The sequence below is a fragment of the Amycolatopsis acidicola genome (assembly GCF_007713735.2).
Taxonomy (GTDB): domain Bacteria; phylum Actinomycetota; class Actinomycetes; order Mycobacteriales; family Pseudonocardiaceae; genus Amycolatopsis_E; species Amycolatopsis_E acidicola.
In genome coordinates, this window is the sequence record NZ_VMNW02000073.1 from 14,470 (window position 1) to 40,095 (window position 25,626).

At 68.8% G+C, this 25,626-nt stretch carries 28 protein-coding genes and 1 pseudogene; 17 read left to right on the forward strand and 12 right to left on the reverse strand.

Annotated elements, in window-relative coordinates; all coding sequences use genetic code 11:
• Positions 1-9: 9 nt before the first annotated feature.
• Positions 10-585, reverse strand: a complete 576-nt coding sequence (locus tag FPZ12_RS33810) for an HhH-GPD-type base excision DNA repair protein (protein ID WP_144752482.1) — start codon at positions 583-585, stop codon at positions 10-12.
• A 329-nt stretch (positions 586-914) separates the two neighbouring features.
• On the reverse strand, positions 915-1,757 hold the full coding sequence (locus FPZ12_RS33815; RefSeq protein ID WP_144752485.1) for a TIGR03560 family F420-dependent LLM class oxidoreductase: 843 nt from the start codon (positions 1,755-1,757) through the stop codon (positions 915-917).
• Positions 1,758-1,948: 191 nt separating this feature from the next.
• Between FPZ12_RS33815 and FPZ12_RS33820 the strand changes: the two genes are divergently transcribed.
• From FPZ12_RS33820 to FPZ12_RS46700, 3 genes are all read left to right on the forward strand, one after another.
• On the forward strand, positions 1,949-3,172 hold the full coding sequence (locus FPZ12_RS33820; RefSeq protein WP_144752488.1) for an NADP-dependent isocitrate dehydrogenase: 1,224 nt from the start codon (positions 1,949-1,951) through the stop codon (positions 3,170-3,172).
• 72 nt (positions 3,173-3,244) lie between these two features.
• Positions 3,245-3,901 (forward strand): hypothetical protein, encoded by a 657-nt coding sequence (locus FPZ12_RS33825; RefSeq protein ID WP_144752491.1) that lies wholly within the window; start codon positions 3,245-3,247, stop codon positions 3,899-3,901.
• 109 nt (positions 3,902-4,010) lie between these two features.
• Positions 4,011-4,331, forward strand: a complete 321-nt coding sequence (locus FPZ12_RS46700; RefSeq protein ID WP_243770172.1) for an SH3 domain-containing protein — start codon at positions 4,011-4,013, stop codon at positions 4,329-4,331.
• 87 nt (positions 4,332-4,418) lie between these two features.
• Here FPZ12_RS46700 and FPZ12_RS46705 read toward each other — a convergent pair.
• Positions 4,419-4,805, reverse strand: a pseudogene (locus tag FPZ12_RS46705) (MBL fold metallo-hydrolase); the annotation flags it as partial.
• Between the two features lie 51 nt (positions 4,806-4,856).
• On the opposite strand from FPZ12_RS46705, the gene FPZ12_RS33835 reads away from it, so the two are divergent.
• Positions 4,857-5,654, forward strand: a complete 798-nt coding sequence (locus tag FPZ12_RS33835) for an exodeoxyribonuclease III (RefSeq protein ID WP_424923664.1) — start codon at positions 4,857-4,859, stop codon at positions 5,652-5,654.
• A gap of 42 nt (positions 5,655-5,696) precedes the next feature.
• Positions 5,697-6,323, forward strand: a complete 627-nt coding sequence (locus FPZ12_RS33840) for an HD domain-containing protein (RefSeq protein ID WP_144752496.1) — start codon at positions 5,697-5,699, stop codon at positions 6,321-6,323.
• A 142-nt stretch (positions 6,324-6,465) separates the two neighbouring features.
• Here the strand turns inward: FPZ12_RS33840 and FPZ12_RS33845 are convergent, their stop codons facing one another.
• From FPZ12_RS33845 to FPZ12_RS33855, 3 genes are read right to left on the reverse strand one after another with little or no spacing between them, the layout of a single operon-like run.
• A complete protein-coding gene (locus tag FPZ12_RS33845) occupies positions 6,466-6,924 on the reverse strand; it encodes an NUDIX hydrolase (RefSeq protein WP_208026114.1) in 459 nt (152 codons plus the stop codon).
• Positions 6,921-7,613: an SRPBCC family protein gene (locus tag FPZ12_RS33850; RefSeq protein ID WP_144752499.1), complete on the reverse strand. Its 693-nt coding sequence runs from the start codon at positions 7,611-7,613 to the stop codon at positions 6,921-6,923. Before FPZ12_RS33850 ends, FPZ12_RS33845 begins: the two co-directional genes overlap by 4 nt.
• 1 nt (position 7,614) lies before the next feature.
• Entirely contained in the window at positions 7,615-8,199 is a 585-nt protein-coding gene (locus FPZ12_RS33855; RefSeq protein ID WP_144752502.1) for an ArsR/SmtB family transcription factor, read from the reverse strand.
• Positions 8,200-8,447: 248 nt separating this feature from the next.
• On the opposite strand from FPZ12_RS33855, the gene FPZ12_RS33860 reads away from it, so the two are divergent.
• The 8 genes from FPZ12_RS33860 (at position 8,448) to FPZ12_RS33895 (ending at position 15,869) form a co-directional block, all read left to right on the forward strand.
• Positions 8,448-8,783 (forward strand): hypothetical protein, encoded by a 336-nt coding sequence (locus tag FPZ12_RS33860; protein WP_243770173.1) that lies wholly within the window; start codon positions 8,448-8,450, stop codon positions 8,781-8,783.
• Between the two features lie 76 nt (positions 8,784-8,859).
• Positions 8,860-9,156: a helix-turn-helix domain-containing protein gene (locus tag FPZ12_RS33865; protein WP_243770174.1), complete on the forward strand. Its 297-nt coding sequence runs from the start codon at positions 8,860-8,862 to the stop codon at positions 9,154-9,156.
• A 59-nt stretch (positions 9,157-9,215) separates the two neighbouring features.
• Positions 9,216-10,238, forward strand: coding sequence for a tryptophan--tRNA ligase (gene trpS, locus FPZ12_RS33870; protein ID WP_144752505.1), 1,023 nt, complete (start codon positions 9,216-9,218; stop codon positions 10,236-10,238).
• A gap of 126 nt (positions 10,239-10,364) precedes the next feature.
• On the forward strand, positions 10,365-11,618 hold the full coding sequence (locus tag FPZ12_RS33875) for an efflux RND transporter periplasmic adaptor subunit (protein ID WP_144752508.1): 1,254 nt from the start codon (positions 10,365-10,367) through the stop codon (positions 11,616-11,618).
• Positions 11,615-12,307, forward strand: a complete 693-nt coding sequence (locus FPZ12_RS33880; protein WP_144752511.1) for an ABC transporter ATP-binding protein — start codon at positions 11,615-11,617, stop codon at positions 12,305-12,307. Before FPZ12_RS33875 ends, FPZ12_RS33880 begins: the two co-directional genes overlap by 4 nt.
• Positions 12,304-13,539 carry an ABC transporter permease gene (locus tag FPZ12_RS33885; protein ID WP_144752514.1) on the forward strand — a complete coding sequence of 412 codons (1,236 nt, stop codon included), beginning with the start codon at positions 12,304-12,306 and terminating at the stop codon, positions 13,537-13,539. Before FPZ12_RS33880 ends, FPZ12_RS33885 begins: the two co-directional genes overlap by 4 nt.
• Positions 13,540-13,552: 13 nt before the next feature.
• Positions 13,553-14,314 carry a DUF5666 domain-containing protein gene (locus FPZ12_RS33890; protein ID WP_144752517.1) on the forward strand — a complete coding sequence of 254 codons (762 nt, stop codon included), beginning with the start codon at positions 13,553-13,555 and terminating at the stop codon, positions 14,312-14,314.
• Positions 14,307-15,869, forward strand: a complete 1,563-nt coding sequence (locus FPZ12_RS33895) for an efflux RND transporter periplasmic adaptor subunit (protein ID WP_144752520.1) — start codon at positions 14,307-14,309, stop codon at positions 15,867-15,869. The genes FPZ12_RS33890 and FPZ12_RS33895 overlap by 8 nt, the downstream gene beginning before the upstream one ends.
• Position 15,870: 1 nt before the next feature.
• Here FPZ12_RS33895 and FPZ12_RS33900 read toward each other — a convergent pair whose 3' ends face one another.
• The gene (locus FPZ12_RS33900) at positions 15,871-16,422 is read right to left on the reverse strand and encodes a DUF4865 family protein (RefSeq protein ID WP_144752523.1); all 552 of its coding nucleotides are present in this window, start codon (positions 16,420-16,422) and stop codon (positions 15,871-15,873) included.
• Between the two features lie 156 nt (positions 16,423-16,578).
• Between FPZ12_RS33900 and yhjD the strand changes: the two genes are divergently transcribed.
• A complete protein-coding gene (gene yhjD, locus FPZ12_RS33905; protein ID WP_144752526.1) occupies positions 16,579-17,583 on the forward strand; it encodes an inner membrane protein YhjD in 1,005 nt (334 codons plus the stop codon).
• Here yhjD and FPZ12_RS33910 read toward each other — a convergent pair.
• Complete coding sequence (locus FPZ12_RS33910; protein ID WP_144752529.1) at positions 17,580-18,257, reverse strand: MerR family transcriptional regulator; 678 nt, start codon at positions 18,255-18,257, stop codon at positions 17,580-17,582. The two genes, yhjD and FPZ12_RS33910, sit on opposite strands and share 4 nt — an antisense overlap.
• A gap of 51 nt (positions 18,258-18,308) precedes the next feature.
• On the opposite strand from FPZ12_RS33910, the gene FPZ12_RS33915 reads away from it, so the two are divergent.
• Positions 18,309-18,785, forward strand: a complete 477-nt coding sequence (locus tag FPZ12_RS33915) for a DUF6194 family protein (RefSeq protein WP_243770175.1) — start codon at positions 18,309-18,311, stop codon at positions 18,783-18,785.
• Here FPZ12_RS33915 and FPZ12_RS33920 read toward each other — a convergent pair.
• Positions 18,752-19,495, reverse strand: coding sequence for a DUF6498-containing protein (locus FPZ12_RS33920; RefSeq protein ID WP_144752532.1), 744 nt, complete (start codon positions 19,493-19,495; stop codon positions 18,752-18,754). The genes FPZ12_RS33915 and FPZ12_RS33920 overlap by 34 nt on opposite strands.
• Before the next feature lie 45 nt (positions 19,496-19,540).
• A complete protein-coding gene (locus FPZ12_RS33925) occupies positions 19,541-20,737 on the reverse strand; it encodes a D-alanyl-D-alanine carboxypeptidase family protein (protein ID WP_424923663.1) in 1,197 nt (398 codons plus the stop codon).
• A gap of 73 nt (positions 20,738-20,810) precedes the next feature.
• Here FPZ12_RS33925 and FPZ12_RS33930 point away from each other — a divergent pair, with 73 nt between their 5' ends.
• Both FPZ12_RS33930 and FPZ12_RS33935 read left to right on the forward strand, forming a co-directional pair.
• Positions 20,811-21,056 carry an SCO4848 family membrane protein gene (locus tag FPZ12_RS33930; protein ID WP_144752535.1) on the forward strand — a complete coding sequence of 82 codons (246 nt, stop codon included), beginning with the start codon at positions 20,811-20,813 and terminating at the stop codon, positions 21,054-21,056.
• A gap of 121 nt (positions 21,057-21,177) precedes the next feature.
• Positions 21,178-22,992, forward strand: a complete 1,815-nt coding sequence (locus FPZ12_RS33935) for a vWA domain-containing protein (protein ID WP_208026115.1) — start codon at positions 21,178-21,180, stop codon at positions 22,990-22,992.
• A gap of 51 nt (positions 22,993-23,043) precedes the next feature.
• On the opposite strand, the gene FPZ12_RS33940 is transcribed toward FPZ12_RS33935, so the two are convergent.
• Positions 23,044-23,820, reverse strand: coding sequence for a succinate dehydrogenase iron-sulfur subunit (locus tag FPZ12_RS33940; RefSeq protein ID WP_144760475.1), 777 nt, complete (start codon positions 23,818-23,820; stop codon positions 23,044-23,046).
• The gene (gene sdhA, locus FPZ12_RS33945) at positions 23,820-25,607 is read right to left on the reverse strand and encodes a succinate dehydrogenase flavoprotein subunit (protein WP_144760478.1); all 1,788 of its coding nucleotides are present in this window, start codon (positions 25,605-25,607) and stop codon (positions 23,820-23,822) included. The genes FPZ12_RS33940 and sdhA overlap by 1 nt, the downstream gene beginning before the upstream one ends.
• Positions 25,608-25,626: the final 19 nt, after the last annotated feature.

Here is a 25,626-nt window from a genome sequence, read left to right on the forward strand (position 1 = left end):
CGCGGAGGCCTACTTGGCTTTCGCGACGGCCTTCGCGGCCTTCTTGAACGCGCGGACCTCGGCCAGCGACTCGGCGCTCGTCACGTCGGCGATGGACCGGTGCGAACCCTCCTCGCCGTACGCGCCCGCCGCCTCGCGCCAGCCCTCGGGTGTCACGCCGAGCTGTTTTCCGAGCAGCGCAACGAAAATCCGGGCCTTCTGGTCGCCGTATCCCGGCAGTGCCTTGACCCGCTTCAGTATTTCCTTGCCGTCCGGCTTGCCCTGCTTCCAGATCCGGTCGGCCTTGCCGTCGTAGTGCTCGATGATGAACTGCGCCAAAGCGTGCACGCGGCGGCCCATCGACCCTCCGTAGCGGTGGATCGCGGGCGGCTGCACACACAGCTCGACGAACTCGTCGACCGGGGTCTCGGCGATCTTGGTGATGCTGAACCCGTCCATCCGGTCGGCGATCTTCTGCGGCCCGGCGAAGGCGTGCTCCATCGGAAACTGCTGATCGAGGAGGAGCCCGGTCAGCAGCGCGAAGGGGTCGGAGCTCAGCAGCCGGTCGGCCGAGGCATTGCCGGTGAAGTGCAGTGCTTTGGGCATAGCCCTCAGCATCTCACGGCTGAGCAGCGGCTTCGACCCGTGCCGCCCTCGCCCCGCGCCGCCTCCGCCGTGTTTGCCCCTCCCGTTCACGTGTTTGCCGCTCCGGTACGCGTGTTGGCCGGTGCGGTCGGTGTGTTGGCCCGTGCCGGGCGTGTGTTGGCTCGCCGGGGTGTGTGGGTGGCGGCCGGTTGAAGCCATGGGAACGGGAAAGGCCACCACATGCCGACGGGAGTGGCCAACACGTGGACGGGAGCGGCCAACGCGTGGACGGGAGCGGCCAACGCGTGGACGGGAGCGGCCAACACGCGGTGCCGACCGCGCCGCTCGCGTCAAGCCAACGGTGCCAACGCCTCCGCCAATGGCTCCAACACCGCGGGCTTCGCGCGGTGCGGCAGGTTCAGCACCACCATGTCGACCCCGGCCTCCCGTAACGCGGCGACCTTCTCCACGGCCGGGCCGATACCGGCGTCGGGGTCGATGATCACGTTCACCGAGCACACGATGTCCGCCGGGTCGCGGCCGAGTTCGTCGCAGCGCACGAGCAGCATTTCCTTCAGGGGCAACCAGTCCGCGGGCCCGCTCACCAGGCAGTTCCACTGCTGCGCCCACCGCGCCACCGACCGCAGCGTGCGGTTCGGCCCGCGGCCGCCGATCACGATGGGCGGGTGCGGGCGCTGCACCGGCTTCGGTTCGCAGCGCGCGTCGGTCAGCCGGAAGTGCTTGCCCTCGAAGTCGGTGCTCTCCCGCGAAAGCAGCCCGATGATCACCTGCACGCCTTCGTCGAACCGGTCGAACCGCTCGCGCAGCGGCGGCAGCTCGATCCCGTACGCGTCGCATTCCCGCTGGTGCCAGCCGGCGCCGAGGCCGACCTCCAGCCGCCCCTGCGAGATCACGTCGATGGTCGCCGCCATGTTCGCCAGCACCGCCGGATGCCGGTAGGGCATCCCGGAAACCTGGCAGCCCAGCCGGATCCGCCTGGTCACCGACGCGAGCGCGGCGAGCATCGTCCAGCCCTCGAAGTTGGGGCCGCCCACGGTGTCGCCGGTCAGCGGATAGAAGTGGTCCCAGTTCCACGCGGACTCGAACAGTTCGATGTCGTCGGCCGCGACCCAGACGTCGCGCAGTTCGTTCCAGCTGGTGTGCTCGGGCCTGGTCTTGATCGCGAAACGCATCGTCCCTCACCTCCGGTAGCCGCACGCGCAACGTACGCCCAACCCGGTGACCTCGGCCACGTCCCGGGACTGCGAGACTGGTTGTTCGTCACCACCCGGTCCGCTGAACCGTTCCTAGCAGTACGCTTGTACCGCATACCACAGTGCTGAGAAACGAAGCGCGAGGATCCGCGAGAGGAGCACCGCCGCTCATGGCCAAGATCAAGGTCGAGGGCACCGTCGTCGAACTCGACGGCGATGAGATGACCCGCATCATCTGGCAGTTCATCAAGGACAAGTTGATCCATCCGTACCTGGACATCGACTTGGCGTACTACGACCTGGGCATCGAGGAGCGGGACCGCACCGACGACCAGATCACCGTCGACGCCGCGAACGCCATCAAGCAGCACGGCGTCGGCGTCAAGTGCGCCACCATCACGCCGGACGAGGCGCGGGTCGAGGAGTTCGGCCTGAAGAAGATGTGGCGGAGCCCCAACGGCACCATCCGGAACATCCTCGGCGGCGTCGTGTTCCGCGAGCCGATCATCATGTCCAACGTGCCGCGGCTGGTGCCGGGCTGGACCAAGCCGATCATCATCGGCCGCCACGCCCACGGCGACCAGTACAAGGCCACCGACTTCAAGGTCCCCGGCCCCGGCACGGTCACCATCAGCTACCAGCCGGACGACGGCTCGGAGCCGATGGAGTTCGAGGTCGCGAAGTTCCCCGAGGGCGGCGGTGTCGCGATGGGGATGTACAACTTCCGCAAGTCCATCGAGGACTTCGCGCGCGCTTCGCTGCAGTACGGCCTCGACCGAGGCTTCCCGGTGTACCTCTCCACCAAGAACACGATCCTCAAGGCCTACGACGGCATGTTCAAGGACGTGTTCCAGGAGATCTACGAGAACGAGTACAAGGCGGACTTCGACGCCAAGGGCCTGACCTACGAGCACCGGCTGATCGACGACATGGTCGCCGCGTCGTTGAAGTGGGAAGGCGGCTACGTCTGGGCCACCAAGAACTACGACGGTGACGTCCAGTCCGACACGGTCGCGCAGGGCTTCGGCTCGCTGGGCCTGATGACCTCGGTGCTCCGCACGCCGGACGGCAAGACCGTGGAGGCCGAGGCCGCGCACGGCACCGTCACCCGGCACTACCGCCAGCACCAGCAGGGCAAGCCGACCTCCACGAACCCGATCGCGTCGATCTACGCGTGGACCCGTGGCCTCGAGCACCGCGGCAAGCTGGACGGCAACTCCGAGCTGATCGGCTTCGCCAACAAGCTGGAGCAGGTCGTCATCGAGACCGTCGAGGGCGGCAAGATGACCAAGGACCTCGCGCTGCTGATCGGCAAGGACCAGCCGTTCCAGACCACCGAGGAGTTCCTCGCGACGCTGGACGAGAACCTGGCGCGCAAGATCAACCAGGGCTGAGTAGCCACCGGCCGTGAAAAGGGGCGCGGGCCGCGAAAGCGGACGTGCCCCTTTTTCGTAGGCTGTGCACCCATGCGGGTGAAAGACAGCCACGGAGAGTTCTGGCAGGCGTACCGGCGGATGACGCCGTGGCACCGGCTCGTGCAGCCGGCCAACCTCGCCCAGCTCGAGTACTCGAGGTACCGGGTCGCGCCGAAGCGGCCGAGCGTGATCGAGCAGTCGAAGCGAAGGCGAGCCGAGCGCCAGGAGCGCCAGGAGGCCAAGCGCGAGCAGCGCAAGATCACCGGCTGGCACTGGCTCTACATGGGTCCGGCGCTGGTCGTGGGCGTGCTCGTCATCGGGTTGGCTGCCCAGGCACTGGAAGCCGTGGTGTATTTCCTCGTGTTCCTCGCCTGGCTGGTGCTGATGCCGTTCTACCTCGTCGAGTTGGTGGCCCGGACCGTCGTCGGTGCCGGGCTGTGGCTCGCGAGGCTGACCGGTCTCGCCCGCAGCCGGGTGGACGTCGTCGGCGGGCTCGGGCAGGTCCAGTCGCTGACGAAGGTGCTGGTGCCGGGGTTCGGCAACGCCGGGCACCTGGTCCGCGCGGTCGTCGACCAGCGCAGGACCTCCGCGGTGCCGTTCGATCCCCGGGATCCGGCCGTCGGCCGGCTGCTCGGCGCGGCGCGGGCGGAGGTCACCGAGCACGCGAGCGTGTGGTCCGCACCGGCACCGGTGATGCCCGGGCGTTGAACTTCCGTTGGCGTCAACGGGTGTTTTCGCCCGCGCGGACTGTCGGAGCGGAACAGGGCATGGCTACCCTTACCGGAAGTCCTTCTTGTATTCGGACGAGGAGCTAGCCGTGGTTCTGGGCCTGCCGAAGAAAGTCGTGATCATCGCTGCGGTGCTGATCGGCATCGGCATCATCTACGTGATGGGTGTGGACAAGCGCGCTTCCGAGGGAGCCACCGGCGGTTCGACCGGGTGCAAGGTCACCGTCACCGCCGACGTGCTCAACGTGCGTGCCGCGCCGGACGCCGGGGCGGACGTCGTCGGGAAGTTCAACCAGAACGCCGAGACCGGGGCCGAGCCGGTGGTGCAGAACGGTTTCCGGAAGCTGGCGGACAACAAGTGGGCGTCGTCGGACTTCCTCAAGCCGGTCGAGGGCACCAACTGCGGTTAGAGCCGTAGCCCTTCGTCCGCGGCGATTACCTCGCCCGGGTAGTGAGCACGGGCCTCGGCAACTGAGACGGCCCGGTCGCTGCCAGGCCACGTGGTGGAGTAGTGGCCAGGCGTCGAGTCGGAACGGTCCGATCGTCGCGGGTTCGGCCACGTCGTGCACCTCGAACACCGTGCGGGGATGCGGCCGGGGCTCCGTGGCTTCGAGGACTCGCAGCACGCCGGGTGTGCAGTAGAGCGGGAGCCTGCCCTCGCGGGTGAACTGCTGGAGGCGGCCGAGCGCGGAGAGGTCCGCGCAGTGGTCGGGGTGCTCGTGGGTGATCACCACCGCGTCCACGGGTTCGCGCAGCCGGGAGGCGGTGCCGTAGCCGAGGTCCAGTACGAGGCGGAAACCGTTGTGGCTCAGCAGGAATCCGCTGCAGGCGCGGCCGGGCTCCGGCCAGGCCCCGCAGCTGCCGAGCACGGTGAGCCGGCTCACCCGGGCAGTCTGGCACGGGTTTTGTCGGTGGTCGCCGGTAACCTGCCCGTCGTGCTTACCGTCTCCACAGTCAACGTCAACGGCATGCGTGCCGCCGCCAAGAAGGGCTTCGTCGAGTGGCTTGCCACGAGCGAGGCCGACGTCGTGCTGTGCCAGGAGGTGCGCGCCGAGGAGAGCCAGCTGCCCGAGGAGGTCGTGGCCCCGGACGGCTGGCACGCGCGGCACGCGTCCTGCGAGGTCAAGGGGCGCAACGGCGTCTCGGTGTACAGCAGGGCGGATCCGGAGGAGGTCCGCGTCGGCTTCGGTGAGGCGGAGTTCGAGAACAGCGGGCGGTACCTGGAGGTGCACCTGCCGGGGCTCGTGGTGGCGAGCCTGTACCTGCCGAGCGGGGATGTCGGCACGCCGCGGCAGGAGGAGAAGGAGCGGTTCATGGCCGCGTTCCTGCCCTACCTTGCCGAGCTGCGGGCGAAGGCCGAGGCGGCGGGCGCGGAGGTGCTCGTCGGCGGGGACTGGAACATCGCGCACGCCGAGGTGGATCTGAAGAACTGGCGCACCAACCGGAAGAACTCGGGCTTCCTGCCGGAGGAGCGGGAGTGGCTGGGCCGCGTCTACGCCGAGGCCGGGTATGTCGACGTGCAGCGCAAGCTCGACCCGGAGGGGCCAGGGCCGTACACGTGGTGGTCGTACCGCGGCAAGGCCTTCGACAACGACGCCGGCTGGCGGATCGATCTCCAGGTCGCCACCCCGGGCCTGGCCGACCGCGCGGTCTCGGCGACGGTCGAGCGCGCCGCGACGTACGCCGAACGCTGGTCGGACCACGCGCCGCTCACGGTGACGTATCAGGACTGATCGGGCACAATCGGGCGGCCACGATCGAGACAGTGAGGTGCCGTGACTCTGCCAGAACGCAATCCGCTGCCGCCGGTCGGTGGGCGGTTGGGGGCGCAGTTCGGGTTCCTGATCGAGATCGACCGGCTGAAGACCGTGCTGCGCCAGTCGCCTCTCGCGGCCGCGGAGCGGCGCGAGAACGACGCCGAGCATTCGTGGCACCTGGCGATGATGGTCGCAGTGCTGGCCGAGTACTCGGATGAGCCGATCGACGTCGGGCACACCATCCAGCTCGTCTCGGTGCACGATCTGGTCGAGATCTACGCCGGGGACACCCCGCTCTACGACGACGAAGGCCGCGAGAGCCAAGAAGAGCGCGAGAAGGCCGCCGCAGCGAAGCTGTTCGGGTTGCTCCCAGACGATCAGGCGCGCCGGTTCCGCGCGCTGTGGGACGAGTTCGAAGCCCGCGAGACGGCCGAAGCGCGCTTCGCGAAGGCGATGGATCGGTTGCAGCCGTTGCTGTTGAACTGGATGGCCGAGGGCGGCACCTGGCGCACGCCCGGCGTGACGGCGGATACGGTGCGCGCTCGCAAGTCCGTGATCGGTGGTGCGTCGGCCGAGTTGTGGGCGGCGGCGCAGGAGATCATCGCCGAGGGGGAGCGGCGTGGGTGGGTGGCGCCGGGGACCTAGGCGATCCCGAGGCGTCGCCCGCGAGGCCGCGCCGCCGGGGGCCGATCTGGGTGGATCGCTTCGGCGGGGAGAGAGAAAGAGCGGGGTCTATCTCCGGAACCGTCGCGGGGGCATGCCGGTTCGGAAACCCTCGCGGCAATTCTCAGCCCAGCTCGGCGACCCGGTCCAGGAAAGGCCGTTGTCCCTTGACGATCTTCGCCCGGGCGGGCTCCAGTTCGAACCACTCCACGCGGTCCAGTTCCGGGAACTCCCGCATCCGGCCGGAACCTCGCGGCCACTCCATTTCGAACGTGCCCGCCACGACGGCCGCCGGGTCGACGTCGCCGCGTAGGGCCCACGCGGTCACGGTTTTCCCGCCCGACTGCCGCACTTCGCCGAGCGGGATCAGCTCACCCTCGGGCACCGGCAGGCCCAGCTCCTCCGTGAACTCCCGCCGCGCGGCGGCTTCCGGGGTCTCGTCCTCGCCGTACTCGCCCTTGGGCAGCGACCACCCGCCCTCGTCCTTACGCGCCCAGAACGGCCCGCCCATGTGTCCGAGCAGGACCTCGAGCGGACCATTTCCGGTGCGGTACAACAGAATCCCCGCGCTCTGCTTGCTCAAGCGGTGAACACCCCGTCCAGCCAGGCCCGCCAGGCCCGTTCCGTCTTCTCTCTGTCCACCTGCTCACCGAACAGGTGGTGCGCCGCATCGACAGTACGGCCGAAGTGGTTGCGCCCGAAAAACCGGTACAGCGCGTCCTCGGAGCGTAGCCCCACGAAATACGGGTTCACGTAGTCGACGACCGCGTCGACCGGGGCGACACCGGGCAGCTCCAGTCGTACCTCGTCGCCGGTCTGGTGAGCGCCGAGCGCCCGCTTCACGTCCTCCAGCGCCCGCGGCCCCGACGATCCGGCAGGCCCATCGACCGACACGTACGTCGCGGTGCGGCCGGGGAAGTACCGCAAATACTGCGCGAGGGTGTGGAAATAGAAGTCGGTGTGCTTGCTCGCGCCGTCGTACTGGTTGTCCCAGTCGTCGGTGAAGATTCCACTGTGGACATAGCGCATCGACACCGTACCACCGTCTCTGGCCTCTATCACGTACTCCAGGGCGTTGAACGTGCCGTCCGGGAAATCCATCCGGACCAGTGCGTGCCCGGGCGGCTCCCAGGCTTTGACGATCGGGTCGCCCGGCCCGACCTCCGGGGTCGGGAACATCCAGTTCCCGGTGCCGGAGGTGACGGCCTCGAACACCTGCTCCGGAGTGGCGGGCAGCACGACCTCACGGCGGATCTCGAATTCCTTGCCCATTTCACTTCTCCTTCTTCTTCGGATGCAGGGCGACGACGAGCCGGTGCCGGCGCCCGCCCTCGGCCTTATCGTCGTGGTACTTCGCGACGAGGGACTTCACGCTGGTGCCCAGTTCCTCGGCGAAAGCGGCGCGCTCGGCCGCGCTCGCGAAGCGGATTTCCGCGTCGATCGCGTACGTCGCCAATCGCTGCCGGGCGGCGGCCGCGCCGGCGATGAGGTCGCCGACCTCGCGCACCAGCCGGGCGGCCAGCGACAGCAGCCATCGCGCCGAAAGCTGATCCGGCGCGCGGCTCGGGTCCGGAGCCACGTCGGCGAGCGCGGACGGCGAAATGACGTAGGAGGCGGCGGTGGCCTGCATGACGCGCTCGGTCACGTTGCCCTTGCGACGTTCCTCGACCAGCTCGATCAGCCCGTGCCGCTCCAGCGCGCGCAGGTGGTAGTTGACCTTCTGGCGCGCCAGCCCGACCTGTGCGGCGAGGCTGGTGGCCGACCCCGGTTCGGCGAGCGCGGCGAGCAGTTTCGCGCGCACGGGATCAAGCGAAACCTCGGCCGCGGCCGGGTCTTCGATCACGGCGACTTCAAGCATGCGACCAGAGTTCTACCGACAAATAAAGTTGTCAAGACGGCTCGGGCTTTCGGTGCCGGAGGTGCGTCGCAGGTCATCCGGCGTTGTGTGGACCCGGTGTTCCGGCCACTCGGATGGGCGCTACTCTCGGCCTCCGTGATGATCGAAAACGACAGGGCTTGACACGCTCGGTAGTTTTCACGCAGGCAACTTCCACCCATTAGGGTGACGCACGTCCAACCGTCAGTCTCGTCGCGGGAGGCACCCCGGTGCGCAACCGAAGCACTCTGGCCAGGCGTTTCAGCGCGCAACTGCTGCGCGTGGGCATCGCTTTCACCGTGCTGGTGGGCGCGGGAACAGGGGTCGCGTCCGCCGCGGACACCACGACGACGGATACCACGGCGTCCTTCGGTCTGCTCGGCCCGGTCGGCCTGGCCGCGGTGCTGCTCGGCGTTGTGGGGATGGCGCTCGGAGTGGTTCGGGCCCGCCGCAAGGCGCAGGCCGAGCAGGAAGCCGCGGTCGTCGCAGAGGCCGCCGAAGTCACCGAAAACGCCGAGAGCCCCTCGCGCCCGGCACTGACCCCGTACCGCCGCCCCTCCGCGTAAGTGCCCGTATGACACCTTCGGGGGATATCGCCCTGATGGTGGTTACGGACCCCCGAAGGCTTCATAACCTGGCTTGGTGCCCTTGCCCTCGCGCGTGACCGAGCTGGCCGGGTTCGATCTGTTGTTGTCCGTGGCTCAGCTCGGCGGCATCGGCGCCGCCGCCAGGGCGCACGGCATTTCCCAGCCCGCCGCGTCCGCGCGCATCCGCCAGCTCGAAGCGCGGGTCGGAGTGGCGCTCGTCGACCGAACTCCGCGGGGTTCGTCGCTCAGCGAGGCGGGCGCGCTGGTCGCGGATTGGGCCCGCCCGGTGGTCGAAGCGGCCGCTGATCTCGAAACCGGGATAAGCGCGCTGCAGCACGCGCGTCAGGCGTAGCACCCCACGGCGGCCGACCTCGCCGCCGTCGCCGCGCGCGGGCCTGAAAGAATCGGGCCGTGGCTGACGCGATTCCGACCCGCCCCCGTGTGCTCTCCGGCATCCAGCCGACCGCCGACTCGTTCCACCTCGGGAACTACCTCGGCGCGCTGCGGCAGTGGGTCGCGTTGCAGGAAACGCACGAGACCTTCTACATGGTCGTCGACCTGCACGCCATCACGGTCGAGCAGGACCCGAAGGTGCTGCGCGAGCGCACCCGTGTCTCCGCGGCCCAGTTGCTCGCGCTCGGCGTGGACCCCGAGCGCAGCGCGCTGTTCGTGCAGAGCCAGGTGCCCGAGCACGCGCAGCTGTCCTGGGTGCTGGAGTGCCAGACCGGGTTCGGCGAGGCGAGCCGGATGACCCAGTTCAAGGACAAGGCGAGCAAACAGGGCGCCGACCACGCGAGCGTCGGGCTGTTCACGTACCCGATCCTGCAGGCCGCGGACATCCTGATCTACCAGGCGAACGCGGTGCCGGTCGGCGAGGACCAGCGCCAGCACCTGGAGCTGTCGCGCAATCTCGCGCAGCGGTTCAACCACCGCTTCGGCAAGACTTTCGTGGTGCCGGAGCCGCACATCGTCAAGGACACCGCCAAGATCTTCGATCTGCAGGACCCGACGTCGAAGATGAGCAAGTCGGCGTCCTCGCCGAACGGGCTGATCGAACTGCTCGACGAGCCCAAGAAGTCGGCGAAGAAGATCCGCTCCGCGGTCACCGACACCGGCCGCGAGATCGTGTTCGACCCGGAGCACAAAGCCGGGGTGTCGAACCTGCTGACCATCTACTCGGCGATCGGCGGGAAGAGCATTCCGGAACTGGAAGCGGAGTACGCCGACAAGGGCTACGGCAACCTGAAGGTGGATCTCGCCGAAGTACTCGTCCAGTTCGTGACTCCTTTCCAGGAGCGGGTACGGTCGTATTTGGACGACGTCACCGAACTCGACAAGGTGCTCGCCCGCGGCGCCGACCGGGCCCGCTCCGTGGCGGCCGAGACCCTTTCTGTCGTTTATGACCGGATCGGTTTCCTCCCCGCCGTTCGTTAAACAATTCTTTACCAATTTACACACCTGATTCACAGTTAATTCGGCCTTTTTCTCAGTTGTTTTTCAGAATGACCGGCGAAGCTTTCGCCGCTGGTTCGTTCTGGGGCGCACAGAGAGAGGGTCGCCGTGCTGGGCAGGCTCAAGAAACGGAGACGGTGGGCCATCGCGGCCGCGGCCGTCGTGGTGGTGGTCGCCGCCGGGGTCACGGTCTGGGTGGTGACGCGGCCGGCGGACGCGCCGTCGTACCGGCTCGTCGCGGCGAGTACGACCACACTGAAACAATCGGTTTCCTCGTCCGGGACAATCGAGCCCGCGCAACGGAGCGACCTCAATTTCGGGGTTTCCGGCCAGGTCACCGCGGTCGAGGTGACAGTGGGCCAGCAGGTGTCCGCGGGGCAGTCGTTGGCGACCGTGCAATCGGCCTCGCTTTCCGCGAGCGTGGCGCAGGCGAAATCTTCGCTGGCCTCGGATCAGGCGAAACTTTCCTCCGACCAGTCGGGAAGCGCTTCCTCGGCGCAGATCAGCGCGGACGAAGCCGCCATCACGGCCGCGCAGAACCAGCTCGACAACGCGCAGGCGGGGCTTTCGGAAGCGACGCTCACCGCCCCGATCGCGGGCACCGTCGCCGCGGTGAACCTGACTGTGGGACAACAGGTTTCGGCAGGCGGCTCGGGGTCGAACTCGAGCAGCAGCTCGTCTTCCTCCGGTGGCAACGGCGGGAACGGGCAGTCGGCCGGCGGCAGCTCGGCGACCAGTCAGAGCAACAGCAGCGGTAGCAGCAGTTCGAGTTCTTCGAGCACCGCGCAGATCACCGTGATTTCCACCGGTTCCTATGTCGTCAACGCGTCGGTGGACGACACCGAGGTCGGTCAGGTCAAGACCGGCGACCAGGCCGTGATCACGCCCAACGGGGCCACGACGCCGGTGTACGGCACCGTCACGTCGGTCGCAGTGCTGGCCTCGGGCTCGTCCTCGGTTCCCAGCTACCCGGTCACCATCAGCGTCACCGGCAGCCCCACCGGGTTGTTCGCGGGCGCGAGCGCGACAGTGTCCATTGTGGTCAAACAACTGACTGATGTGCTCGCCGTACCCAGTGCCGCGGTGCACTACACGAGTGGTGCGGCGACGGTGAGCGAAATGGTGGGCGGCAAGGAAACCAGTGTGCCGATCACCGCGGGGACCACGGTCGACGGGATGACTCAGGTCCTCAGTGGACTGTCTGAAGGGGACCAGGTGATGATCGCCGGCGCCGCTGGCGGCGCGGGGAACCGGCCGAGCGGCACCGGAAGCACCAGCGGGCGGACCGGCGGCATCGGTGGGACCGGCGGCGGTTTCGGCGGGGGTAACCGGACCGGCGGCCTCGGCGGGTTCGGGGGATGACCGTGCCCGTCATCGACGTCGAGAACGTGCGCAAGATCTACTCCACCGGCGTGGTGCAGGTGGAGGCGCTGCGAGGAGTCTCGCTGCGGGTCGAGGAAGGCGAATACGTCGCCATCATGGGGCCTTCCGGTTCCGGGAAGTCCACCCTGATGCACATCCTCGGCTGCCTGGACCTGCTTTCCACCGGCAACTACACCCTCGCCGGGGAGGACGTCGGCAACCTGACCGAGCTGGATCTGGCGCTGATCCGCAACCGCCGCATCGGGTTCGTGTTCCAGCAGTTCAACCTGCTGCCCGGGTTGTCGGCGTGGCGCAACGTGGAACTGCCGCTCTGCTACGCGGGCGTGCGGCGAGCGGAACGCAAGGCACGCGCGGTGGAACTGCTCGAACGCGTCGGGCTCGGCGACCGGATCGACCACCGGCCCAACGAACTCTCCGGCGGCCAGCAGTCCCGTGTCGCGCTGGCGCGGGCACTGGTGAACCGGCCGTCGATGGTGCTGGCCGACGAGCCGACCGGCGCCCTGGACTCCACCGCGACGGCCGAGGTGCTGTCGGTGTTCGGCGAGCTGAACGCGGCCGGGCACACCATCGTGCTGATCACGCACGAGGAAGACGTTGCCGCGCATGCGAAACGGGTCGTGCGGCTGCGGGACGGGCTGATCGAGTCCGATACCGGGGTGGGCGCATGAGCTGGCTGGAAACGCTGCGCACGAGCCTGGAGGCGATCCGCTCGCACCGGCTGCGCTCCGGGCTGACCATGCTCGGCATCCTGATCGGGATCGCCGCGGTGATCCTGACGGTCGGCCTCGGCGAGGGCGCGCAGGCGCAGGTCGCGTCCGCGATCAACTCGCTCGGCACGAACCTGCTCGTCGTTTCGCCGGGCAGCAGCACGAGCAGCACGACGGGGGTCCGCGGCGGCAGCGGCTCGGCCACCACGCTGACGGTGCACGACGCGAACGCGCTTTCCGCGCCCGGCGTCGCCCCGGACATCGCCGCCGTCGCGCCGACCACCAGCAAGAGCAGTTCGCTGGCGGCGGGCTCCACGACGTGGACGACGTCGGTGGTCGGCACCACGCCGACCTGGCTCGGCGTGCGCGCGAGAACGTTGTCGGAAGGGCGGTTCCTCACCGACGCGGACGAAACCGGTGAGGGCGCGGTGGTCGTGCTCGGGGCGACGACGGCGGAGGAACTCTTCGGCGGCACCAACGCCGTCGGCCGCAGCGTGACCATCGGGACCACGCCGTTCGAAGTGGTCGGGGTGCTCGCTTCGGCCGGGACTTCCTCGGCGCAGAACGAAGATGACCAGGCGGTGGTGCCGATCAGCACCGCGGCCGACCGGCTCATCGGCGGCACCAACCGCACCTCGGTGCAGTCGATCTACTTGGAGGCCACCACTTCGGACACGCTCTCGGCCGCATACCAGGAGGCGAACCAGGAACTCCTCGCGCTGCACCACGTGACCGACGCGACGGCCGCGGACTTCACCATCGCGAGCCAGCAGTCGCTGCTCACGACGGCCAGTTCGGTGAGCCAGACGCTCACCCTGCTGCTCGGGGGCGTCGCGGCGATTTCCTTGCTGGTGGGCGGAATCGGGGTCATGAACATCATGCTCGTCTCGGTCACCGAACGGATCCGCGAGATCGGCCTGCGCAAGGCGGTCGGCGCGAGCCCGGTGGTGATCCGGCGGCAGTTCATGGTGGAGGCGTCGGTGCTCGGCCTATCCGGCGGGATACTGGGCGCGCTGCTGGGCATCGTCGGCGCGCTGATCCTGCCGCACCTCATCGCCATCCAGATCGCCGTTTCGCCCGTGGCCACCGTGGTCGCGATCCTCACCGCGATCGCCATCGGCCTCGTTTTCGGCGTCTACCCCGCGACGCGGGCCGCCCGGCTCGCCCCGATCGACGCCTTGCGCAGTGAATAACGGAGGAAAACCCATGCGTCGCACAATTCTCGCGGTGGCCGGCGGGGCGCTCGCCCTGACGTTGGCCGCTTGTGGCTCCTCGGACACCAGCGCCACCCCCGCGGCACAGACCCCGGCCTCGGGTACTCCACGGGCCGGAGGGCCCGCCGCGTCGGGAACCGTCGCCGCCGTGGCCGCGTCGAGCATCGAGGTGCAGAGCACCAGCAACGGCCAGGTCACGGTGAACTTCTCGGACACGACCACGTTCACCGACCGCGTCGCCGCGACGCTGGCCGACGTCACCGCCGGCTCTTGTGTCTCGGTCACCGGGACCGGCACGCCGGTCGCCGCGCAGACGGTGGAAATCAGTGCTGCCAACGGAAACACCTGTTCCTTTGGTGGCCAGGCCGGCGGGATGCGGCCGCAGGGCGACAGCAGCTCGCGACCGTCGCGCCCCTCCGGCAGCGCGCGTCCGTCCGGAACGCAGAACGGCGGTGGCGGGCGCGCGTTCGGGAAGGTGTCGGCGGTGAGCGGTACCGGTTTCACGGTGCAGGAGGACAACCAGCAGACCGGCGCGACGACGGACGTGCAGGTGACGGTGAGTTCGACGACCACGTACACGAAGAGCCAGCCGGCGAACTCTTCGGCGTTGAAGGTCGGGGAATGCGTGAGCGCGCAAGGGAAAGCGGACGACACCGGCGCAGTGACCGCGCAGAGCATCTCGATCAGCCAGGCGACCGCGAACGGGTGTGACACGTTCGAGGGCAGGCAGCGCAACGGAGGCGGGAATGGTTAAGCGGTCCAGGGTGCTCGCCGTGGCCGGTGCTGTCGTGGTCGTGGCGGGCGGGGCGGTGTTCTGGGCGACTTCGGGATCCGCCTCGGCCGGGTACCGGACGGCCGTCGCGGGGCCGGCCAAGGTCACCGCGACGCTCGACACCACCGGCACCATCGAGCCGGTGCAGAACGCGACGGTGTCGTTTCCCTCCAGTGGCCAGGTTGCTTCGATTCCGGTGCAGGTCGGGCAGAGCGTCACGGCAGGGCAGACGCTCGCGCAACTGGACACCACGTCGCTGGCCAGCCAGGTCGCGTCGGCACAGTCCACTTTGGCCACTGCGCAGGCGAAGCTGGCGAACGACCAGACGGGCCAGTCCACGGCCACGTCTTCGGCCGGCCGCACCACGCCGGCGCTGTTCGTCACGACGGCTTCGTCCACTTCGGACCTCAAGGCGCAGCAGGACGCTGTCACGTCGGCACAGCATCAGGTGGACGAGGACCTGACAGCGGCGTCGGCAGCCGTTGCGGCGCAACAGAAGGCGTGCAAGACGATCGTCGACGCGAGTGACGACAAGCAGCCAGAGGACCAGGACACGGTGGACGAGTGCACGGCCGCGATCCAGACGGCGCAGGACGCGCAGCGCACCACGGCGGCTGACGAGCAGAAGCTCGCCGACGCGGAGAACAAGCTGTCGGCGACACTCGCGGAGGCCGCGAGCGCCGCCGCCAAGGCGAACCCGGAACCGTCGGCGCCGTCGTCGTCGAGCGGCAAGTCCTCGACCGGCAGCAAGCCTTCGACCAGTGCCGGTTCTTCCTCCGGGAGCAAGTCGTCTTCGAGCGCGAAGACGTCGACCCCGGCTTCGGCCGAGCAGCTCGCCGCGGACCAGGCCGAGATCGACGCGGACACCGCGCAGATCGCGGTGGCGCAACAGAATCTGGCCGCGGCGACGCTGGTCAGCCCGATCACCGGGACGGTCGGCTCGATCGGCTACACGACCGGGCAGCAGGCGTCGACCTCGCAGAACATCGTGGTGTTCGGGCCCGGCGAGGACCAGGTGACCACGTCGGTCAGCGACACGCAGGCAGGGCAGATCAAGCCGGGGCAGCAGGTCACGGTGACCCCCGATGGCAGTCCGACGCCGCTGACCGGGCAGGTCACCGCCATCGGGCTGCTCGCCAGTACCACGTCGTCCGGCTCGCCGAGCTATCCGGTGACCATCTCGCTGCCCGCGTCGCAGACCCTGCACCCGGGAGCCACCGCGTCGGTCTCGATCATCACCAGTACGGCGGAAGCCGCGGTCACGGTGCCGACTTCGGCGGTCCACCTGCAGGGCGCGAATGCTTTCGTGACAACGGTTTCCGGGGACAAGACGGAGACGACGCGGATCAAGGTCGGCGTCTCCGGCGCGGCCGTGACCGAGGTGCTCTCCGGGTTGCAGGCCGGTCAGCAGGTGCTGCTCGCCGACCTCGGCCAGGCACTGCCGACGTCCAACACCAACGCGCGCGGCCTGGTCGGCGGTGGCCAGCGACCGGCGGGTGGGGCCCAAGGCGCGCAGGGCGCTCAAGGCGGTCGCTGAGCTACCACTGCCGCCCGCGCGGAAGGTCGTCCAGCTCCGGCCGGGACAGGTGCAGCAGTTCGTACCTGCCCGGCCCACGCCCGGACCACAGCACGAAGCGGATCAGCCGCCAGGCCGTCGGATCGAAGGCCAGCGCGGCCGAGTGCACGTCTTCGCGCTGCGCCAGCTCGCCGATCTCAGCGAGGGACTCGCCGAGATCGGCGGGCATCCGCGTGACGTCCTTCGAGGCGGCCACCGGCGTCTTGACAGGCCCACGCTCGAAGGCGATGCCCGTCCAGTGGTGCACCGGCGGGCGGCCGAAGTCGTCGACGAGGCCCTGGAAACCGCCGCCGCCCACGAGGAACTTGCCCATCCCGGCGACGTCGCGCCACAGGTAGAAGGGGGCGTACTGGTTCACCGGGGAGCCGGCCACCCCGCGCTCGCGGATGAGGTACGCCTTGAGCCCGAGGCCGGGGAAGTCGTCGGTGGACCCGCCGCGCGTCGCCACCCGGCGCCGGATGATGCCCATGTCGTAGTCGGCGGGCAGGGTGAGCTCGTACTGCATGGCGTACATGCCGGAAAGCCCTTTCAGGGGGTGGAGGGGTGGGGTCTTTCGGTGCTCTGTCGGCGCCCATACTATCACCGTACATACTAGTAGGTACAAAAACAAGCGTCCTTTGTGGACACTTCTCCGATTGCGGGGCCCGGCGGGGGTGGTTAACGTCAGTTCGTGGCGGAAGAGAAAGAAAAGCTGGTCCCGAGGTTGCGCCGGAAGCATCCGTGGTTCGACCACGTGATGAGAGCCAACGAGGCCTTCGGCGAGCGCTACGGCAATCACTACGCCGCCGCCATCACGTATTTCAGCGTGTTGTCGCTCTTCCCGCTGCTGATGGTGGGCTTCTCCATCGCCGGTTTCGTGCTGGCCAACAACGAGGCGGCGTTGAACGAACTGCGGGACGGGATCATCAACTCCGCGCCGCAGGGCCTGGGTGACCTGCTGAGCAAGATCGTCGACACGGCGTTGAAGTCGCGGGGCGCGACCGGCGTTCTCGGCCTGTTGCTGGCGCTGTACTCCGGGATCGGCTGGATGTCGAACCTCCGGGACGCGCTGACCGCGCAGTGGGGGCAGGAGAAGAAGAACCTGCCGAAGGTCACCACCACGCTGAAGGACCTGGCGTCGCTGGCCGGGCTCGGGCTGGCGCTCGTGGTGTCGTTCGGGCTGTCCGCGATCGGCGGTGGCGTCGGCGAATGGCTGCTGCGGCAGGCGGGGCTGGACCACCAGAGCTGGGCGGTGTTCGTGCTCAAGGTGGTGACCGTGGTGCTGTCGCTGCTGGCGAACATGCTGGTGTTCCTCTGGGTGCTTTCGCGGCTGCCGCGGGAGCGGGTCTCGGCGCGCAGCGCGGTGCGGGGCGCGCTCATCGCGGCGATCGGCTTCGAGGTGCTCAAGCAGGTCGCGACGGTGTACCTGACCACCGTCACGTCCTCGCCGAGTGGCGTGCTGTTCGGGCCGATCATCGGGCTGCTGGTGTTCGCGAACCTGGTCTCGCGGTTCCTGCTGTTCGTCACGGCGTGGACGGCGACGGCGCGCGAGAACATGATCACGGTCGTCGAACCGCCGCCGCCCGCGGTGATCCGGCCGCTGGTGGAGGTCCGCCGCGGCGCCGGCGCGGGTTCCATCGCGGGGGCGTTCGGGGTCGGTGCGGTGCTGGCCTGGATGGGGCGCCGTCGTTCCTAGACGTCCAACGCCGAGAGCGCGGCGCTCGCGTCGAGGAGTGCTTGCGAGCGGGCGGTGATCGCGGCGTCGCGAGCGTTGAGGGCTTCGCCGACGTCCGTCAGGCGGCGGGCGCGGCGGAGTTCGGGCATGAGGGCGCGCAGCGGCTCGATGCGGTAGCCGGCTTTGCGTAGCTGGTGCACGATCCGCGCGTCGCGCACCTGCGTCGGCGTGTAGCGCCGCGCGCCGCGTTCTCGTCCCGGCACCACAAGGCCTTCCGCGTCCCAGTGGCGCAACGTCGAGGCGCGCAGCCCGAGCGCGGCTGCCAGCTCGGAGACGCTCATGGAGTCCGCCGCGCGCACTTCGCCGATCGGTTCGCCGGAGATCACCTCGACCGCTTGCCGGGCCTCGCTCAGCTCCGTGCGTTCCTCGTGCAGCCGGGCGTGCGCCGCGTCGAGCATCGCGAGGAATTCCGCGCGTGGTCCCTCGTGGACAGTCCGCATGATCCGCTTCGCTTCCACCGGACCGACTCCGGTGGCCAGGGCTCGATAGGCGAGCGCGGACTGGAGGTGCGCGGGCTCGTAGGCGCGGTAGCCGGTGCCCGTGCGCGCGGCCGGCGGCAGCACACCGTCCCGTTCGAGGTTGCGCACTTGCTGCACCGAACACCCCGCCTGCCGTGCGACGTCCGCTGTCCGCATTTTGCGACCTGACACCCCGTTGTCCCTCGTCATCGCGTCGAAAGTCTCCACATGGACTTTAATGCGAAGCTCGAAGCCATGACCTTCGACGACCTCATCGCCCACGTCGCGAGCCTCGACGGAACCCTCGCCGTGCTGCCGCAACCCGGCGACGGCACACCCGAAATCGCTTGGGGCGACGCGTTCTTCTACTACGCCCCGGACGGCCTCGTCCCGGAGCGCACCCAGCCGTTCGCGACCATCGTGACGAAGAACTACCCCGGCGACGAACGTTCGCGGCTCGACCGGCCCGGTGCTTTCCGCGTGAACATCGCCGCGGGCAAGGAAACCTTCACCGCCTGGACCGGGCACGCCCCACGCGAGGGCGACACCGGCGACCCGAGCGTCACGGACACCGTGCTCGCCCACCCCGTGTACGGAACGGTCGGCTGGCTCGCCGTCGTGAACCCAGGCGCCCGCACGGAAAGCGCCGTCCGCGAGCTGCTTCGCGCGGCTTACGACCGGGCGCGGCGCCTGCGGGAGAAGTAGTACAGCGTCACTTCGAGCGCGATCTTCAGTGCGATGAGCAGACAGGCCCAGGCCAGCTCACTTCCGGTGGCGCCGAACAGGAAGAACCCGCCGATGAGGGTGAAATGCAGGACCAGCATCCGGCCGAGCGTGAAGTCGAAGACGTCCACCCGGCCGAGCTTGTCGCGCTCGCCGCGCTTGAGCCAGTCGCCGCGGAACGCGAGGCCCTGGCTGAACAGGTAGATCAGCAGCATGCCCAGGTAACCGCCCGGTGAGTGCGCGAGCACCGACGAGTTCTCCCCGAGAGACATGGTGAAATCGGCGCCGGTCAGCTTGTCCGCCAGCCACAGGTACCAAAGCAGCGGGCCTTGGCCGACGGCGCCGACCAAACCGCCTTGGACGAAGGTGAAAAACCCATACAGCGCAACGAAAAGCGGCACCGATGGCCGGGCGTGCCCTCCGGCGCGGTCGCGGATCACCGAAGGGCGTTCCGGGCCGCGCGCCGTGTGGAGCCGGAGGCACGCCCAGAAACCGATCGCGATGTTCTCCAGCCAGTAGACGACCAGCACGTCACCCGGCTGCCAGCCGCGCCACAGCACTGCCGTCAGCGGCAGCAGGTTGACCAGCACCAACGCTGTCGTGGCGACCCAAGACCGGTCGCTCTTGGTGAACTTCCGCAGCAGCGCCCCGGCGAGCGTGGCGGCGATGCCTCGCCACCGTGCCTCTGCCATGCCGCCCCCTCCGGGCATCCACGGTAGTGGCCCGGCGGCGGGGCGTCACGAGGTTCGGCGCCGCCGTGCGACCAGGAATCCGGCGATGATCAGCACCGCGACGATCAGCGTGATGACCCAGCCGGTCGCGCCGAACGGATCGTGCTGTCCCGAGGCGCTGGCTTTCCCGGCCACGGGCACCGACGCGTCACCGTGCTTCGCCGCGGTTTCCGTTTCCGCCACCGGTTCCACGAGCTTGCCGACCGGCTGCGCGCCTGCCTGCGCGAGCCCGAAGCTGTAGTCCAGCAGCTGCGTGGCCTGCGCGACGACCAGCGTCGGCCGCTGCTCCGCGCGCATCATCACCACCGCGAGGCGCGTGCCGTTGTGGTTCGCGGCGCCGACGTACGTGTGCCGGGCGTCGTCGGTGAATCCCGTTTTCCCGCCGAGGAAACCGGGGTACACGCCGAGCAGCTTGTTGTCGTTGACGATCGAGAACGCCGGTTTCCCCGCCACCGCCGGGAACTGGTAGCCCTTCGTGGCCACCACGGCGGCGAACTCCGGCTGCTGCATGGCGGAGTGGAAGATCAGGCTCAGGTCGTACGCCGACGTCGACATGCCCGGCCCGTCGAGGCCCGAAGGCGTGGCAGCGCGGGTGTCCGTGGCGCCGAGTGCCGTCGCGAGCGCGTTCATCTTCTGTGTTGCCGCGGGCACTCCGCCGAGCGCTGTCGCGAAGGCGTGCGCCACGTCGTTGCCGGAGTGCATGAGCAGTCCGTGCAACAACTGGTCGACGGTGTAGCTCTGCCCGGCGACGATGCCGACGCAGGTGCACTCCTGGCTGGCGTCCTCCGCCGTCGGGACGATCGTGTCCGTCGCCTTGAAGTTCTTCAGCACCACCAGCGCGAGCAGCGTCTTGATCAGCGACGCCGGCCGCTCGCGCGCGTGCGGGTTCTTCGCCGCGACGATCTCGCCGGTGTCGAGGTTCTGCACCACCCAGGAGGCCGCCGTGGTGTCCGGCGGGGCCGCGGCGGTGGTGGGGAAGACGACGCCGCACTCGCCCATCCGCGCCCCGCCCGCGGGCTCCGCCGGAACCGGCAACGGGGCCGGCGCGGCCTGGCCCGGCGCCGGCTGCTCCGAGGTGTCCACCGGCGGTGGCGGGGCCTGCTGGTCGGGACAGGCCTGCGCCGCGGCGGCCTGGCCGGTGCCGAGCAGCAAACCCGACAGCAGGGCAGCAACCAGGGCAAGAACTAGGGAACGGGAGCGCACCAAACGAGACTAGAGCAACACGCTCGGGGGTTCCCCGGAGTCGGCGCGATTCGATCGGGGGATACTCGGGCCCATGTCTCGACGTGTGGCGTTGTTCCTGCTGGCCTTCGGCGTGTGGTCGTGGATCATCTGGATCACCTTCGTGAAGAACCTGTCCGCCAGTGACCAGTCGTGGGCGCCGGACGGTTCGGCCACCGCGTTCTTCTACGTGCACCTCGTGCTGGCGATCGTCTCGTTCGTGCTCGGCACGATCATCGGGGTCATCGGCTGGCGCGGGCTCAAGGCGCGCAAGAAGGACCTTGCCGGACAGCGACAGTGAACCAGCCCGTTTTCCTGGCTTGACCGGGCGCCACTACGGGTCCGGTACGGGAGCGCGCCGCACCGCGCGGAACCGCCGGTGACCGGTCGCCGTCTGAGCGGCCATGTCGAGATTCGCCAGGTTGGTCCCGGTTCTCGCGATCGCGTTGTCGCTGGTCGCGGTGCCCGCGCAGGCCCAGGAGCAGGGGCCGCAGTACGCGCCGACGATGCTCGTGCTGGACGCGTCGGGCTCGATGAAGGGCGCGAAGATGGACGCGGCGAAGTCCGCCGTGCACACCTTCGTCGACTCCGTCCCGGCCCCCGCCGAGGTCGGCCTGGAGGTCTACGGAACGCACACCGGGTCCTCGGACGCCGAGAAAACGGCGGGCTGCCAGGACGTGCAGGTGTTGCAGGCGCCGCAGCGCGTCGACAAGGCGTCGCTGAACGGCGCCGTGGACGGCATCACGCCGAGCGGCTACACGCCGATCGGCGTGGCCCTCACCAAGGCCGCCGAGACGCTGCCGAAGGAAGGCCCGCGCTCGATCGTGCTGGTCTCGGACGGCCTCGACACGTGTTCCCCGCCCGACCCCTGTGAGATCGCGAAGAAGCTGACCCAGCAGGGCACCCAGATCGTCATGCACACCATCGGCTACGGCGTGGACGACCAGTCCCGCGCGCAGCTGACGTGCATCGCGCAGGCGACCGGTGGCACGTACAGCGACGCGCCTGATGGCAAGGCGCTGGAGAAGGTCCTGCCGCGGGTGAGTTCCGTTGCGCTGCGCAACTACGAGAGCGCCGGTGCGCAGATCACCGGTACCGCCGGCTGGCGGGACGCGCCCGTCGCCGGTGCGGGGCAGTACCTCGATACGTTGGGACAGAAGGAAACCCGCTACTACGCGATCGACGTGCCGCAGGGCGCGACGGCGTACTTCAGCGGCACGCTCTCGTTCCCGCGCCTCGACGGGATCAACCAGCTCGACGATTTCAACACGCTCCAACTACGCGTGTACGGCGAAAACGGGCAGGACTGCTACGCCTTCGACACGGCACAAGCCACCAAATCCAGTGACGGCGTGGCGCTGACGATCTCGAAGGCGTGGACCAAGGCGGCCGAGGAAAAGGGGAAATGCACCGGGGGCGGGCGGTATTACTTCGCGCTCACCTGGGACCGCGTTTCCGCCGGGGTGCCGGAGCGGCTGCCGGTCGAGCTGCTCGTCGGCATCGAGCCCGCCGCCACGGACCCCGGCCCCGCCGCCGTGCTGCCGAAGACGAGCTTCGCCGAACCGGCGAGTGCCGCGCAGCCCGTCATCGGCGGTGGCTCTTTCAACGTCGCGGGTTCCTTGCCCGGCAACGGGAACTACACCGACACGCTGCAACGCGGCGAGTACGTCTTCTACCGCGTGCACCTCGATTGGGGGCAGGGGCTCGCGTACAAAGTCCGATTCGGACAGACCGGCGGGCGCGGGCTGGACAACCTTTCCGCCGTGACCACGACGCTCTACAGCCCGTACCGCGACGTGATCGACCGCGACTACGGCTCCTACAACGGCAGCGAATCCACGCTGCCGAACGAGAAAGCGCTTGCCACCGTGCCCGTCCGGTACGGCAACCGGAACGCCGACGTGCAGTCGGCGCGCTCGCAGAGCATCGCGGGGACGTACTACATCGCCGTGCAGGTGGGGCCCACGACGGACGAGGGCGCGAACCAGCCGGTGCCGGTGACGCTGGAGCTGACCGTCGGCGGGAAGCAGGAGGCCGGCCCCACCTACGCGACGGCCGCCGGTCCGGGGATCTTCGGGGACAAGTCGGAGAAGCAGATGACGGAGGGCCTTGTCGTGCGGACCGACGAGAAACCGGCGTCCTCGTCGACCGGCTGGATCCTGGCCCTCGTCTTCGGTGGCCTTGTGCTGCTGGCCGCGATTTTCGGCGGGGTGCTGGTGAGCCGCAGGAGGGCCTGAAAAAAGCCGTGCGGCCACCGGGGCCGCACGGCTTCCTTCCGGAAGAAAACCTCAGACGCGCTTGAACAGCAGCGCGCGCTTGACTTCCTGGATCGCCTTCGTCACCTGGATGCCACGCGGGCACGCGTCGGTGCAGTTGAAGGTGGTGCGGCAGCGCCACACGCCTTCCTGGTCGTTCAGGATGTCGAGCCGCTCCTCCGACCCCTCGTCACGCGAGTCGAAGATGAACCGGTGCGCGTTGACGATCGCCGCCGGCCCGAAGTACGAGCCGTCGTTCCAGTACACCGGGCACGAGGACGTGCAGCAGGCGCACAGGATGCACTTGGTGGTGTCGTCGAAGCGCTCGCGGTCGGCCGCCGACTGGATGCGCTCACGCGTGGGCTCGTTGCCGTAGGCGATGAGGTACGGCTTCACCGCCCGGTAGGCCTCGAAGAAGGGCTCCATGTCGACATAGAGGTCCTTCATCGTGGGCAGGCCCTTGATCGGCGCGATCGTGACCGTGGTCTGCTTGCCCTCCTTGGCCAGCAGGTCCTTCACCAGCACCTTGCAGGCCAGCCGGTTGATCCCGTTGATCTGCATGGCGTCCGAGCCACAGATGCCGTGCGCGCAGGAACGCCGGAACGACAGCGTGCCGTCCACGTAGTTCTTGATGCTCATCAGCACGTTGAGCACGCGGTCGGTGGGCAGCGCCGGGACGTCGTAGGACTCCCAGTGCGGCTCGTCGTCGATCTCCGGGTTGAACCGGAGGATCTTCATCGTGATCGTGATCGAACCCTCGGGCGCGGGCACCTGCGACGTGTCGTGCACGGGCTCTGCTACCGCTGTCATCAGTACTTCCGCTCCATCGGCTCGTAGCGGGTGAAGGTCACCGGCTTGTAGTCAAGCCGGATGTCGGCGAGGAACCCGGTCAGGCCCAGCGGGGCGTCGGGATCCTCCTTCTCCGGCAGCATCTTGTACGACATCGAGTGCCGCATGAAGTTGACGTCGTCACGGTTCGGGTAGTCCTCGCGGGCGTGCCCGCCACGGGACTCCTTGCGCGCGAGCGCCGCGTTGACCAGCGCCTCGGCCAGGTCCAGCAGGAAGCCGAGCTCGATGGCCTCGAGCAGGTCGGTGTTGTACCGCTTGCCCTTGTCCTGCACCGAAATGCGGCCGTAGCGCTCCTTGAGCCGCTGCACGTCGGTCAGCGCCGTCTTCAGCGTGTCCTCGGTGCGGTAGACCGCCGCGTTGGTGTCCATGGTCTGCTGCAGCTCGGTGCGGATGTCCGCGACCCGCTCGCCACCGTGCACGGTGCGCAGGTGCTCGACCATGCCCAGCACCATCTTCTCCGGGTTCTCCGGCAGCTCGACGTGCTCGTGCCCGTTGGCGTACTCCGCGGCGGCGATGCCGGCGCGGCGGCCGAACACGTTGATGTCGAGCAATGAGTTGGTGCCCAGCCGGTTCGCGCCGTGCACCGACACGCAGGCGACCTCACCGGCCGCGTACATGCCCGGGATGACCTTGTCGTTGTCCTGCAAGGCTTCCCCGTGCACGTTGGTGGGGATGCCACCCATCGCGTAGTGCGCGGTCGGGTACACCGGCACCGGCTCCTTCACCGGGTCCACCCCGAGGTAGGTGCGGGCGAACTCGGTGATGTCCGGCAGCTTGGTCTCCAGCACCTCGGCACCGAGGTGGGTGCAGTCGAGGTACACGTAGTCCTTGTGCGGCCCGGCGCCGCGGCCCTCCAGCACCTCCAGCACCATCGACCGGGCGACGATGTCGCGCGGCGCGAGGTCCTTGATGGTGGGGGCGTAGCGCTCCATGAACCGCTCGCCGGACTCGTTGCGCAGGATCGCGCCCTCGCCGCGGGCACCCTCGGTGAGCAGGATGCCGAGGCCGGCCAGGCCTGTCGGGTGGAACTGGTAGAACTCGATGTCCTCCAGCGGCAGGCCCTTGCGGTAGTAGATGCCCATGCCGTCGCCGGTCAGCGTGTGCGCGTTCGAGGTGGTCTTGAAGACCTTGCCGAACCCGCCGGTGGCGAACACGATCGACTTCGCCTGGAACACGTGGATCTCGCCGGTGGCGAGCTCGTAGGCGATCGCGCCGGAGGCGACCGGGCCGTCCTCGGTGTCGGTCAGCACGACGTCCAGGACGTAGAACTCGTTGTAGAACTCGATGCCGTGCTTGACGCAGTTCTGGTACAGCGTCTGCAGGATCATGTGCCCGGTGCGGTCCGCGGCGTAGCAGGCGCGGCGCACCGCGGCCTTGCCGTGGTCGCGGGTGTGCCCGCCGAACCGGCGCTGGTCGATCTTGCCCTCGGGCGTCCGGTTGAACGGCAGGCCCATCTTCTCCAGGTCGAGCACCGCGTCGATGGCTTCCTTCGCCATGATCTCGGCCGCGTCCTGGTCGGTCAGGTAGTCACCGCCCTTGACGGTGTCGAAGGTGTGCCACTCCCAGTTGTCCTCTTCGACGTTCGCCAGCGCGGCGCACATGCCGCCCTGCGCGGCGCCGGTGTGGGAGCGCGTCGGGTAGAGCTTGGTGAGGACCGCGGTGCGGGCGCGCTGCCCGGACTCGATGGCGGCACGCATTCCGGCGCCGCCGGCGCCGACGATCACCACGTCGTACTTGTGGAACTGCATATCCGCTTCCTTGGTGGTG